This window comes from Bacteroides zoogleoformans, from assembly GCF_002998435.1.
Taxonomy (GTDB): Bacteria; Bacteroidota; Bacteroidia; order Bacteroidales; family Bacteroidaceae; genus Bacteroides; species Bacteroides zoogleoformans.
The window spans coordinates 2,191,503-2,205,723 of record NZ_CP027231.1; the positions used below are offsets into that span (position 1 = coordinate 2,191,503).

The window sequence follows — 14,221 nt, forward strand, 5'->3', positions numbered from 1 at the left end:
TCGGCTATTCCGGTTTTATCGTCCTATTGCGTACTTTGCGGAGGATATTTTGCATATTAAATACAATTTCCGGATGTTGTGATGCCGTATTGACACGCTCGTATCGGTCTTTTCTCATATCATAAAGTTGCGGGGTACTTGAATTTCCGGTCTCAACCTTCGGCCCCCACTGTATCATGGCAGGTCCATCGTTCGGTTCGATGTATTTCCAATCTTTGGTGCGTATGGACAATACATGATTGGCGGCAAGCTCCACTATCCAAGGTCGATCTGTACTATCTATCCCCAATAAGTTGTCGATGCGGTTATAGCTGTCGGACGCACTTCCTTTTGGGAAAACGGCATTTACTAACGCACCTAAAGAAGCCATCCAATCTATTTGCGACATCAGTACATCCGACTCTTGGCTTTCCTTTATCTTTTTAGGCCAGCGCACAATGGTAGGGACGGCAGTTCCTCCTTCGAATGCACTATACTTATTCCCTCTCCACGGGCCTGCAGGAGTATGCCCATGCAGCAATTCTTCTGCTTTATCGTCATAACCATCGTCTACCACGGGACCATTATCGCTCGACAGGATGATTAGTGTGTTTTCTGTCAAACCAAGTTTGTCCAACGTGTTCATTAGTTGTCCCACGGACCAGTCGAATTGAACGATGGCATCTCCGCGCAGTCCCATCGGGTTTTTGCCTCGGAAGCGTTCGTGCGGGAAGCGGGGAACGTGGATGTCATTGGTGGCAAAGTACATAAAGAACGGTTCTTTTTGATGTTGCTTTATGAAGTCGATGGCGTGACTTGTGATAGAGTCTGCTATATTTTCGTCTTTCCAGAGAGCCTTGCCTCCGCCTTTCATAAAGCCGATGCGGCTGATGCCGTTTACAATGGCCATGTCATGTCCGTGGCTTGGCTTCAGGTTATGAAGCAACTCAGGATTCCGGGCCCCTGTAGGTTCTCCGGCAAAGTTTTGTGTGTAGCTCACCTCAATGGGGGCAGAAGGGTCATGGTTTGCAACTTTCCCGTTTTCTATAAATACACATGGAACACGGTCGGCTGTTGCTGCCATGATGTAGTGGTAATCAAATCCCAAATCTCCTAAGGCGGCAGGGAGTGGAGCATTCCAGTCTTGCCGGGCGGTTTTGTCCCCCAGTCCTAAATGCCATTTACCGATGGCGCAAGTGGTATATCCGGCACTTTTGAACATATCTGCCATTGTAAATTGTTCGGGGCGGATGATCATTCCCGCATTGCCGGCAGCTACATCCGTATCAGGACGACGCCATGCGTATTCGCCGGTCAATATGGAGTAGCGTGAAGGAGTACTGGTAGCTGCTATGGCATGTGAATTGGTAAAGCGAATGCCCTGATTCGCCAAACGATTGACGTTGGGAGTTTGTACGTTTTTTGCACCATAACATTCCAAATCGCCATAACCTAAGTCGTCAGCCAAAATAATGATCACATTGGGTAGTTCTCGGTTAGTCACCTTGTTGTTCTTGACGTTCTGGGCTTTTGTAGGGAAAGCGGAACATACTATCGGTGTGAGAAGTGTGAATGCTAAATGTCGGTTTCTCATAAGCTTTGTTTTTTATCGGAGAAGTTGTGACGATAAGTCTTTATTATTTCTTTTTCAGGTGCGGAATCACATGGTGTTCGCTATATTCTCAAAAAGGATAACCGATGGCAAAGTGCAATGCCATGCTATCTTTAAAGCGGGGGATATTGTAGTAACCCGACTTCCCGGTGTCATAAGGGTTGTGCAGTCCGATGCCCAGATCCAGACGGAAGACCAGAAATTCCATGTCGTAGCGCAGGCCGAATCCCGTGCCCAAAGCTATCTGTTTGGGAAAGTTTTTCCAAGTAAGTTCCCCGTTCGGACGGTTTTCATCCTTACGTATCAGCCATACGTTGCCGGCATCCAGAAAGATGGCACCGTGCAAATCGCTGATGATGCGAAAACGATACTCCAGATTAGCTTCCATGCGGATGTCGCCTACGTGATTAATATAAGTATACTTTTGAGTGTCTTCGGGCGGATAGCCTCCGGGACCTACGCTGCGTACCGAGAACGCTCTTACACTGTTGGCGCCTCCGATGTAGAATTGTTCCGTATAGGGGGCGGTCGTTGCATTTCCGTAAGAGTAGATTATTCCGGCTGCAATGCGCGAAGCTATTTTGTTATTCCTGTCTATCCGATAATGATAGCGAAACTCTGAATTCAGTTTCAGGAACTGGGCGAAAGGCACACCGAAGAGTTCTTTCCCCTCTTCTTTGAAAGATTGTCCTAACAGATGGTAAACAGCCGAGGTGACGTTGCCGGCCGACACAATGGAAGTTTGCCACCAGATGGGGTTACGCTTTCCGCGCACCGAGGCGTTATCGTACGTATAAGTATACTCCATTGCAGGGATGAACTGGTCGCGCAGGCTGACGTATAGTGCCGGATTCTTGGCACGTAGTGCATCGAATTCTGCCGTGGGGTTCTGCAATACATTGAATGTCAGTCTGAAGGGGGTGATGCTGTGCTTGGTGGCAGGTTTGGGCTGGAAGTCATAAGTGACGTTCCCGCCGAAAGCCAGCAACTTGTAATATTTGGCCCGGTTCATTTGGTTGGCATACAGACGGAAAGTCGTTGTGGCGGGAAAGTCATATTCGCGGTCGCCCATACGCGGGAAGACCACACGCGGGAAGATAAGTGAAGAGGAAATCCCCATTTCGTAGCTGTTCATCAGCGAAGAGCGGTCCTTACCCGTCTGCCATTCGTACGAACCGTTCAATTTTACATTCCAGCTCTCACCACCGCCGAAAACGTTATTCTTTGTAACCGTAAAAGATGCGCCGGGGCCGGCCTGGCTGTTACTCTTCATCACGACATTAAAGTCCAATTCTGCATCGTATGGCTTGTCGAAAGCGGCCACGATTTTCATATCCAATGTGTCGGAGGCGAATGTCGTGTCGCGTGGTGTATATAGCATCTCCGCATAGCGGAATATGCCTACATTGGCCAGACGTTCTTGCACACGGGTCTGGCGATACAAGCTATACATCTCCTGCATGGATTGCCGGCGTGCAATGCCTGCGCTGTCTTGCAACTGGCGTTTCCGGCGATAACCCTGATAATTCAGCCATCGGTAAAGCATATTGGGACGTACCCGTAGCTTGTCGTGATAGTGGATAGTCAAGCCTTTGTATGTTATGCTGTCATTGGGCTCCTCTCCTTGCTTCCCAAGCAGATGCACCGACTTTTCGCCTACATAGAAAGGCTTCTCCGCTACTTTGGGCATGCCGGGTACCGGTGTCATGCGCATCTGCACATGTCCTCCGGGCACCATCGTCGTATCTGCCTGGAATGTCAGGTAGTCCGGACGGAAGTAATAGCAGCCCACATTGCGTAGCAAAGTACTGATGCGGGTGCGTTCTCCATCCAAATCAACCACATTGAACTGTTCTCCCGGGCTGATCAGCGAATAGCGGCGCCCCGACTCCATGATACGGGTAGAACGTTGGTTGAATCCCCGATAGCACACTGTATCTATAAAATAGGGATTACGCATATCTACCGTATATTGCAACTTTACTTTCAATGAATCTTTCGGGTCTGCGAAAGTTTTATAACTTACTTTCCCATTGAAATAACCATAGTCGCGCAACAGATTGACAGCGACCTTCCGGCGAATATCCGGATTGACGGTGGAGAGCAACACCGGAGTGGAGGCGAACTTATCAAAAATCCATTTGCCCGGCCCTTTCTCATACTTCTGAAAGCTGTTGTATACCCACAAACCCAAAGGAAAAGGGTAGCGTATGCCGAAGATCGAGTTGTTGGGGGCTTTGTAAAGAGCAGCTTCTACCTCCACCATCGCCGCTTCCCCAACCGATGTCTTGCTCGGATTCAGGAAGATCGTGGATTTCTGTCCGGTGTACAGCACTTCTCCCTCGGGCAGATGCTTCGTAGTGGAGCAAGCTGCAAGGAGCATTATACCTATTATATTTATTATCAGTCGTCTCATTCTTTCTCTGTTCTTGTCGATATAAAGATGCAGGCATTCTCACCTGTGAAAAATAGGCATTGCATAAAACGGTGAGGACACTCACTCCGTCAAAGCTTTTTTCCTCCTTCTGAAAATAAAAAGTTCGCCCAAGCGGTTCATCTTCTTGCGGAGCACAAGACCGACACCTGTCTCCGTTATCTCGCCGTCGAGCATGCTTTCATAGTTCTTGTCATGAAAGACCCGTACATAACGGGTTCCCGACATATCAAGACGATATTCCAGCGAGATATTGTCAATGAAAGATTCCGTATTGTTCGTCGCATTTGTCCCGGTAGATACTTTCCCTCCGATGATAATCTGTACACGGTCGTTGAAGAAGCGCTGAGAATAGCGGAAACTGAAGTCTTTCTGCGTATCGCCGGTTTCGGAGGAAATGCGGTCTTCCACGCCCACACTGATATTGGCGTTTTTTATTCCACCAGCCAGTGAATTTATCTGGCTTTGGAGCACACTGTTCAGAGCCGCTCCCATCGTCAGACCTCTCCCTTTGGCTCCGCTGTTCAGATAGATACCCGTGACCAGCATCGCAATGGCTTGCTTGCTGCGCTCTTCTGCTCCCATGCCCTGCAACTCGTTTTCGATGGTGGCATCTTCGGGTGCTGAAATGTCGAAGGCGAGGTCGGGTGCGTCCAAATGATTCTTGATGGAGATGGACACATCAAAGTTCACCATGCGCGAGGCATTACCGTCCACACCATCCGATACGGAAGCGCGCATTCGTTCGGTGGCTTTCAGGTTCAAAGTGGGGTTCATGATATTTCCCCTCCAGTCTACGTAACTGCCCGGGATGAACAGGAATGTCTTCAGCGGAATGACGGGCAACGAATATTTCATGGAACCGCCCGAAAGCGTATAGCGTCCGGTGAGGGTCATGTCTCCTTGCGGAGTATATTGCAGATTCAAGTCGCCGCCACCTTCCAGTTCTACGTACTTGCTGCGGTCGGAACTCAGGTCGGCACGCAAGCGTACGGCATCATCTATATGGACAGACATCAACATCTTCATACCTCCCAAAGACATTATCGGGGTATTTGCTTCTTTCACGGAAGCGGTGTCGGCGAAGGAAGTAAAGGACACCAATCCGTCAAGGCGGTCCTCCACTGTAAGCGGAGAATCGGTCAGCACATAGGTCGCATTCGTGTTGCCCAGCAGATTCATGTTTCCGCGCATGGTCAGTCCGTCAAGAGGGCCTCTCACTGTGGCCCGCAGGTCGACGAATACTTTCCCGTAGATTAAACTCTCGCGAGTGCGACGGGCATCCAGCAACGTATAGTTTTCAGCCGACAGATTGAGGTTGGCGGTAGGGCGTTCCAAATTCCGGAAATTGATATTCCCGTCGATGGTGAACGGATTTTTGCTTGTGGTATAAATGGCAAACTTGTCTAACGTCAAGCGGTTGTCCCTTATCTGCAGGGGACGGTTGTCGAACCAATAGCGTGCTCCCGCCTGACGGGCATAGACCGACACACTGTCAAATACAATGTCGCCATGCATCTTCGGCTTATCAAGCGTCCCGTTGACTTGCAACCCCCCATCCACATTTCCGGTGAACGACACTACGCGATCAGGGACAAAAGCATTCGCCATTTTCAATGGGAAATGCGCAAAGTCTGTGGTGATTTCCAAGGAGTCCTTACCATCCTTTCGGGTCAGAATACCGTCGGCTGTCATCACCTGCCGGTTATCGCAGGTGAAGTAGGTGTTCAGATAATGCTTGTTTTTCTCTCCCGGCAGCCAAGTAACTCCCAAACCGAGGTTTCCTACAGGTTGGCGTTCGTAGGTCAGTTTCTCTACGTTGGCCTCGGCGGATACTTGCAGCGAGGTGGCGGTCTGCACATAACTCACTTCGGCAGAGAACAATCCCGTAAGCCGAGGCATATAGGGAATCACCCCCGTCAGTTCATTCAGGCGTAAACGAATCAGTTCGAGGTTGATGTTCTGCAACGAAACGGTGTCATTTCTGTCGGACTGCATGCGAAAACTCAGACCATCGTCGCTATCCATGTCCACATTGGCATAGACGCGCATGTTTTTATGCAGGTAAATCCAGTTGCTTTCGTCCACAAAACGGAACTTGCGGAAAGCGATGATAGGCTCGGTGGGTGTCACGCGCAGCAAAAGGCCGTCGCCCTTGCCATGTCCTTCGGTCAGCGAGCGGGCGTTGAGACCAAGCAACACGCCCGTCTTCCCTTTCTCGTCGGTATAGTTCACGGTCAGTTCGGCATCTTCATTCCGAAGCTCTCCCGTCAACGTGCTGCGGAAGACGAATTGCGGATTCTTGGGGCCATTGATCACGCCGCCTTGAAATCTCATGCAGGCGGTGTCCTGCTTCACGCCGAAAAAGAGGGTGTCGAGCTGCAAAGAATCCACACGCAATCCGTGAATGGCTGTGTGTCCGTTGATACCGACCTCGGGAGTTAAGCCGAACCTCAGATTCACATCATCGAACGAGACTTTTTTCGTTGCCAAATAGTAGTTGACAGGGTTGCTGTTACCGGCTGTCAGCCACATGTCGGCCGACGGAAGCACATGCCGAAGAGCGGCATGATTCAGTTTCCTTTCTTGTATTTGCTTCACCAACAATACAGAAAAGTCATTCGATTGCGCTAAAAGCTTTTTCAAAGAGTTGCGAGCCCGGAATCGTAAATCCAAATCTCCGGCATCGAGATGCAGATTGACGGAGTCTCGTCTTGTCTCTGCCCCCATCCGGAAAGCAAACGGATATTTCAAGGGGCGGGGAGCAACCCCTAGTTTGTGCAAATCCACATCTTCTACTTCCACATCCAGCGTACCATCCGGATATTTCCGGTTGAGATGCATATTTGCATCTCCCCGCATCTTCAACAAGGCGTTGTTGCTGCTAAAGTGAAGAGTGGCAACCGACGAACGAAGAGCTGCTTGCAAGTCTATACCGGATATATTCCAATATCCGTATTGCAGCTTTTCCACCGAAGCATTCAGGGTGGCGGCGGTCTTGCGGGATGAGAAATCTACGCCTTTTCCTCTGGCTGAAACATTTGCCGACAATGTATAAATGGAGTCTTTGGGAAGAAAGTGATGAACTTGTAAGGCGTCTATGGTCAAGTCAGCATGATAGGCTTTGGAAGAAAGATGATAAGCGGCATCCAAATTAAGAAATCCCTCTTGTTCCCGCATCTTCAATGCAGCTGTGCATTGCCTGCCATCTAAGGCCAAACGGGCTGTGAAGTACATACTGTCGGGCACTGCAATAGCCCCGTCAGGTGCAAGTCCGGCAAGTTCCGTCAGAAAATTCAGGTTTTGTGTCTGCATTTCGAAGTCGATGCTTCCGTTGCGCTTTAAACTGTCTGCCGGATTCCACAACTCGCCGTTTCCTTTCAGTGAGAAGGCTCCGGGCAGATCGGCGGTGAAGCGGGATATTTCCATACGCTTGGAGTTTCCTTCTATCCCGGCATGAATCACCAAAGGGCGGAAAGGATAAGCTTGTTTGAATGTTTGGGGAGTTCCTCCTGCAAAGAGCAGCATATCTTGTTTTCCGATACGGGCATCAAGGCGGGCAAAAAGATTCTCTGCTGCCGGCCGGTTCGTCATTTCCCAATAAGTACGCCCGGAGAAATTCACCTCGCTGTGCGGAGTGAGCAGTCTCAAGGCGGAGAGCTGTATCAAGGCAGAATCGGCAAGCAGGCGTCCGGTCATGGAAGTAATGTTCAAACCGGAACGTTCGTACATGGAGCATTCGCGGATAACGGCCTTCATGTCTCTGTTGCAGTATGACACAGAGTCGATGCCGAGACGAATATCATGAAGCGCGATGTGTGTGGGGTCGAAGCCTTTCGTCGGCTTCCTTGCGCCATTGCCTGCGCTTGCTCCCTGCCGGCCGGCAGCCGATGTAGTGTCGCTCTCGTCATAACTGATGGAGGCACCGGTCAGCAAAAACTTCTTCCATCCATAAGATTGTCGTTTCAGGTCGGCAGCGACATCGTTCACCTCGGCATCTGCAATGCGGGTAGCCAGCCGCAGAGAATCGAGCGGCATCTGCAAATCTACCGAAACATTTTTCAGCTTCAAGGCATGAAGGGTGATTTTCCAGTTCAATGCAGTTTTCACCGTGTCCTTCGGGATGTCTGTCGTGTCGGCAAGCATCACCTGCATGTGCGTGTCGCTCAACCGTATGTCGTTCAGTACGGCTTCTTCCGTAGTTAAGTCTATGCCGTGAGCTGCCAGAAAAAAATGCCCTAACACGCCTTTTATCCGCATGCCTTCCAGCAGATCGGACGAATTGACGACTGCCTGTTTCAAAGTAATGTCATCTACCTCTATCTTACCTTTGAGCAACGACCAAGCCTGCACGCGTACATTCAGGCTTTTAAGGGTCAGCAAAGTGTCGGCATGTTGCACACCTGCTGCCTCATCCGGTTGCACCACCAATACGTTGCGCACCAACAAGTTCAGGGGAAAACGAAGATCTATTCGCTCTATGGAGATGGTCATACCCGTGGCATCCGATGCCATTGCCGTGGCCTGCTTCCGTATGAGATTCTGTACGGGAGGCACATAAAGCAATATCATCAGCAACGCAAACAGCAATATAGGAGTAAACAGCACCCAAAGTGCTATCTTCAGCCACTTTCTTCTCATCGGAATGTATTCGGTCATCATATTTCAAAAGCCGGGCTCCGACCTTTCCGCCGGCTTCTTTATGCTTTTCCTTTCAGCTGCTTATTCATACGTTCCGTTATATTTCAACAACAAATAGTAAGACAACCTCAAACTGAACGTTTAAAATAATACAGAACAGAAATCAGACAAACTCTTAAAGCTTTGCAAAGTAAACAAAATCTCGTGAAACTTCCGCACTAAAAAGAACAAAATAATGCCTTATTTCGAGATAAAAGCGGGCTTTTTAGAAGAAAATCGGAGTATCGCTTTATTCCTGCTCCCGGAAGACGATCACGGCTTCCTTGTAGGAATAAAGTTGTAAGAAACGAGCAAACTGCTTATCTTTGTACCCATCGAGAAATATATGCGGAAACAGTTCGGATGACTCTACTGCACCGAGGCATCTGATTTAAAGCTGTTAACACAGAAAAAACTCAGGAGAAATGGAAAATAACGACAGGCAGACTGAATTGAAGTTTCAGAGGTTTTTTACTACCTATTTCCCGAAAGTGAAGAACTTTGCTCAAATGCTGCTCAAATCCGACAGTGATGCAGAAGATGTGGCTCAAGAGGTCTTTTGTAAACTTTGGCCAAAGCCTGAAATATGGTTGGATAACGAACAAGAACCGGATAATTACGTATTTACAATGACCAGAAACATCGTTCTGAATATCTTCAAACATCAGCAAATAGAACGGGAATATCAGGCAGAGGTAGAAAAAGCGATTCTCCATGAATTGGCAGAAAACGAAGAAGCTCTGAACAACGTTTATTATAAAGAAATGCTGATGATTATCCGGTTGACTTTGGAGAAAATGCCGAAGCGCCGGAAGTTGATATTCGAGCTTAGCCGCTTCCAAGGATTAAGCCATAAAGAAATAGCAGAAAAACTCGATGTTTCCATTCGTACCGTAGAGCATCAGGTGTATTTGGCATTGGTAGAATTGAAGAAAATGCTTCTCTTATTTATTTTTTTCCTCTTTTTTTAAGTAGTAGGCCCGGGGTGGTTGTATTTTATGTGTGAAGCCCTAAAGGCAAAGGAAAAAAATATGAAAAATTATATTCTGCAACTTATTGAATTGTTCGGGCATAATGTTTATTCAGCCGACACACAAAAGGAAGTCCGACAATGGCTGGCCGACGAAGATCATGCGGATGAAAAAAACGAAGCACTCCGCATGCTCTGGAAACAAGCCGGAGAGCAGGGAATACCCGGCGGAATGCAGCAATCAATTCGTCGGATGCAACAAAACACAGGTGTCGTTTTTTCTGTTCCTCACAAGAATTATCAGCTACTGTTATGGAGAGCCGCAGCCATTCTTTTATTGGCCGTGTCGTCTGTTTCTATTTATCTGATACTCGAAAAGAACAGACCGGAAAAAGATTTGGTAGAATGCTATATACCGACGGCGGAAACCCATGAGTTTACATTGCCCGACGGCACGCGCGTCATGCTGAATTCAAGGAGTACGTTGTTATATCCGAAACAATTTGCAGGAGCCACCCGAAGCGTATATTTGATAGGTGAAGCCAATTTTAAAGTAAAACCGGATAAGAAACATCCCTTTATCGTAAAAGCCAATGACTATCAAGTGACGGCGCTGGGAACCGAATTTAATGTAAACGCTTATCCCGAGAATAACGAACTGATAGCCACTTTGCTGGAAGGCAGTGTGAAAGTAGAATTCAACAATCTGATATCCAACGTCATTCTAAAGCCCAATGAACAACTGATATATAATAAACAGACAAAGAGACACAACCTGAGATTGTCTGAAATCGACGATGTAACGGCATGGCAACGCGGAGAGTTGTTTTTCAGTAATATGCCTTTGGAAGATATTTTTACAAGTCTTGAGCGCAAATTCCCTTATGCTTTCGTATATAGTCTTCATAGCATGAACAAGAGTACATATAGCTTCCGCTTCCGAAAGCAAGCGAATCTGGAAGAAGTGATGAAGATTATATCGCAAGTGGTGGGAGATATAAATTATGTAATCAAAGGAAATAAATGTTACGTAACTTATAAGAAGAAATAACCTTGTTGTAAAACCTATAAAGAAGATACTATGCAAAAAAATATCCGGAAGGAATGCCCGTTCCCTCCGGATGTGAAATCAATTTCCCTTAATATTAGCGCATATTGACGCTATTCTGAAGATTCTAGAATAATAAACCAATTAACTAATACTAAAGATGCTACAAATTTATAAAAAAATAGCAGAACAAATAACCCATAAGTGGGTCTTTCTAACTTTTCTCAGTCTATTATTACTCACACCTACGCTTGTATCGGCTCAGAATGAAAGAAAAATAACGATCAAGCAAGAAAAAATTACTGTCATTCAGGCTCTGAAAGCGGTAGAAAAGCAATCTAAGATGTCCATAAATTATAGCGATTCCGAGTTGAGTGGAAAAGAGTTTATCGACCTTGATTTGCAAAATGTATCGCTGTCAGCCGCTCTTGATGCTATCCTGAAAAATACCGGTTTTGTCTATCAAATTCAAGGCAATTACATTATAGTTACAGGAAAGAAAACAAAAACCGCTACGCAGATTTCCAAAGACATCAAAGGAAAGGTGGTTGATGAGAACGGAGAACCGCTGATCGGAGTAAATATAGCTGTGGATGGAAGTTCTACGGGTACGATTACCGATATCGACGGAAACTTCTCCATAAACGTGCCGACAACATCCAAAATCATCGTTTCTTATATAGGTTATGCCACTCAACTCATCCCTGTTTCAAAAACAGACTTCTATCAAGTGATAATGAAGCAGGATGCGGAAATGCTGGATGAAGTCGTGGTAACCGCATTGGGTATCAAGCGCGAACAAAAAGCATTGAGCTACAATGTGCAGCAAGTGAAGAGCGATGCCTTCAATACTGTAAAAGATGCCAACTTCATGAGTTCACTGGCCGGCAAGGTGGCCGGTGTCACCATCAACAGCTCGTCGACCGGTGCCGGAGGAGCAGCGCGTGTGGTAATGCGCGGTTCAAAATCCATCACTAAAGACAACAACGCACTGTATGTCATCGACGGTATTCCCATGTTCAACGTTTCTGCCGGAGGTTCAAGCGACAGCCGTCTTGCCACACAAGGAGGAACAGATGCCATAGCCGATCTGAACCCGGATGACATCGAAAGCATCAACATGCTTACGGGCCCCTCGGCCGCAGCCCTCTACGGTAACGACGCCGCCAACGGTGTGGTGTTGATCAATACCAAGAAAGGAAACGCAGAACGCACTTCATTGACCGTTACGAACAACACCACTTTCTCCAACGTATACATGATGCCGGAGATGCAGAATACGTATGGCAATCTGGACGGCGCTTTCGAGAGCTGGGGAAACAAGACCGATAAACGCTATGACCCAAGAAACTTCTACAATACCGGAACGAATGTCATCAACACCATCTCGTTCTCTACGGGTACAAACAAGAACCAGACCTATGCCTCGGCTTCTACCACCCATTCCACCGGTGTTATCCCCAATAACTCGTACAGCCGTTACAACTTCTCGCTTCGAAACACTGCCACGTTCTTAAAAGATAAACTGACACTTGACATCGGTGCCGGTTACATTGTTCAGAACGATAAGAACATGACTTCGCAAGGAGAGTATTTCAATCCCATTCCGGCTTTGTATCTGTTCCCCCGTAACGGAAACTTCGACGAGATACGGATGTTCGAGCGCTACAATGTGGGACGCGACCTGATGGTGCAATACTGGCCCTACGAGGCGCAAGGCATGAGCCTTCAGAACCCTTATTGGATTGCAAAGCGCATGAACCGCGAATCGGAAAAGCATCGTTTCATGGTGAATGGAAGTCTGAGCTACAAAATATTGGACTGGCTGAATATCTCAGGTCGCGTGAAACTGGATAACTCAAACTTTCGATTCACGCAAGAGCGTCATGCCACCACATTGGGCACCTTTGCCGGACAGAACGGTTTCTACTCCGACATCGACCGTACAGACCGCAGCATCTATGCCGATGCCATGCTGACCGTAGACAAGCGTTTCAACGACTTCACGCTCAACGCCAACCTCGGTGCCTCCATCAAAGACCTTGTACACGAACTTAAAGGTATGGAAGGTGATTTGGCAGGGCTTGCCAATCTGTTCACCATCCGTAACATCAACTACAACTCTAATTTCAAGCCGAAACAACAAGGCTATCATGACCAGACGCAAAGTATCTTTGCCAATGTGGAATTGGGCTGGAAGAGCCGTCTCTACTTGACACTGACCGGCCGCACCGATTGGGAATCCATGCTTGCTTTCACAGATACCCCTTGCTTCTTCTATCCTTCGGCGGGTGTGTCTGCCGTACTTTCTGAAATGTTCCGCTTGCCGGAGTTCGTCTCGTATGCCAAGGTTCGCGGATCTTACAGTCACGTAGGTTCGTCGTTTGCACGCTATCTCTCCAATCCGGGATTTGCATTCAACGAACAGTCGCACGGATGGGCCACTTCTACTACCCGCCCGGCAACGAACCTGAAACCGGAAGATACCCGCTCTTGGGAAGTAGGTTTGAATATGAAGCTGTGGCGCAATCTGAACGTGGACTTCACATTCTACCGTTCCAATACCTATCATCAGACTTTTTCCATTGATGAGCCTTCTTCCAGCGGCTTCTCCAAAGGAATCGTACAGACCGGTAATATCCAGAATCAGGGTATCGAGTTTGCATTGGGATACACATACAAGAAACGCGATTTCGAGTGGAATAGCACTTATACGCTGACCATGAACCGCTCGAAAGTGAAACGTCTGGCAGGAGGAGCCACCAACCCGGCCACCGGTGAACCCATTGAAATGAAAGAACTGCGCGTGGCCACGCTCGGAGCTGAAGGATATGGCCCTCGTGTCATCTTGCGCGAAGGAGGTTCCATGAGCGACCTCTATGTAGACAAAGAGCTGAAAAAAGACGGTAACGGCTACATCTGGGTAGACTCTCAATCGGGCAACTTGGGTGTAACTACCTATAAAGAACCAAAGAAAATAGGCAGCATGGCTCCGAAAGCCAACATGGGCTTCCACAACAACTTCTCTTACAAAGGATTCAATCTGGGAGTTATGCTTTCGGCACGTTTGGGAGGTCTTGTGATATCCAACACGCAAGGAGTTCTCGACTATTACGGTGTGTCTCAAGCCACGGCCGATGCACGTGATGCAGGCGGTGTATGGGTGAACAACGGTTATGTAGATGCCAAGAAATACTATCAGACCGTGGGTGGAGCTAATGGAGGTTTAGGCCAGTATTACACGTACAGCGCCACTAACGTCCGTTTGTCTGAGCTGAACTTCAGCTATACGCTTCCTCGCAAATGGTTCGGTAACGTGGTAGGCATTACTGCCGGTTTCGTGGCCAAGAATCTGTGGATGATCTACTGCAAGGCTCCGTTCGACCCCGAATTGACTCCTTCCACTACCAGCAATTTCTATCAGGGAGTAGATTATTTCATGACACCAAGTACACGCAATCTTGGCTTCAACCTGAAATTCCAATTTTAAAAACGTCG

6 protein-coding genes are annotated in these 14,221 nt (G+C 47.8%); 3 read left to right on the forward strand and 3 right to left on the reverse strand.

Annotated features, from left to right (window positions below):
- Positions 1–4: 4 nt before the first annotated feature.
- The 3 genes from C4H11_RS09040 to C4H11_RS09050 form a co-directional block, all read right to left on the reverse strand.
- On the reverse strand, positions 5–1,573 hold the full coding sequence (locus tag C4H11_RS09040; protein WP_106041360.1) for a sulfatase family protein: 1,569 nt from the start codon (positions 1,571–1,573) through the stop codon (positions 5–7).
- An 88-nt stretch (positions 1,574–1,661) separates the two neighbouring features.
- The gene (gene tamL / locus C4H11_RS09045) at positions 1,662–4,007 is read right to left on the reverse strand and encodes a translocation and assembly module lipoprotein TamL (protein WP_106041361.1); all 2,346 of its coding nucleotides are present in this window, start codon (positions 4,005–4,007) and stop codon (positions 1,662–1,664) included.
- An 81-nt stretch (positions 4,008–4,088) separates the two neighbouring features.
- Positions 4,089–8,666, reverse strand: coding sequence for a translocation/assembly module TamB domain-containing protein (locus C4H11_RS09050; protein ID WP_106043294.1), 4,578 nt, complete (start codon positions 8,664–8,666; stop codon positions 4,089–4,091).
- Positions 8,667–9,130: 464 nt separating this feature from the next.
- On the opposite strand from C4H11_RS09050, the gene C4H11_RS09055 reads away from it, so the two are divergent.
- The 3 genes from C4H11_RS09055 to C4H11_RS09065 all read left to right on the forward strand — a co-directional run bounded on the left by C4H11_RS09055 (position 9,131) and on the right by C4H11_RS09065 (position 14,213).
- Entirely contained in the window at positions 9,131–9,676 is a 546-nt protein-coding gene (locus C4H11_RS09055; protein WP_106041362.1) for an RNA polymerase sigma-70 factor, read from the forward strand.
- A 60-nt stretch (positions 9,677–9,736) separates the two neighbouring features.
- On the forward strand, positions 9,737–10,726 hold the full coding sequence (locus tag C4H11_RS09060; protein ID WP_106041363.1) for a FecR family protein: 990 nt from the start codon (positions 9,737–9,739) through the stop codon (positions 10,724–10,726).
- 157 nt (positions 10,727–10,883) lie between these two features.
- Positions 10,884–14,213, forward strand: coding sequence for a SusC/RagA family TonB-linked outer membrane protein (locus C4H11_RS09065; protein WP_106041365.1), 3,330 nt, complete (start codon positions 10,884–10,886; stop codon positions 14,211–14,213).
- Positions 14,214–14,221: the final 8 nt, after the last annotated feature.

Coding starts and splice junctions, on each gene's coding strand:
- C4H11_RS09040 (WP_106041360.1), bottom strand. CDS start 1,573: ATGAGAAACCGACATTTAGCATTCACACTTCTCACACCGATAGTATGT.
- tamL (WP_106041361.1), bottom strand. CDS start 4,007: ATGAGACGACTGATAATAAATATAATAGGTATAATGCTCCTTGCAGCT.
- C4H11_RS09050 (WP_106043294.1), bottom strand. CDS start 8,666: ATGAGAAGAAAGTGGCTGAAGATAGCACTTTGGGTGCTGTTTACTCCT.
- C4H11_RS09055 (WP_106041362.1), top strand. CDS start 9,131: ATGGAAAATAACGACAGGCAGACTGAATTGAAGTTTCAGAGGTTTTTT.
- C4H11_RS09060 (WP_106041363.1), top strand. CDS start 9,737: ATGAAAAATTATATTCTGCAACTTATTGAATTGTTCGGGCATAATGTT.
- C4H11_RS09065 (WP_106041365.1), top strand. CDS start 10,884: ATGCTACAAATTTATAAAAAAATAGCAGAACAAATAACCCATAAGTGG.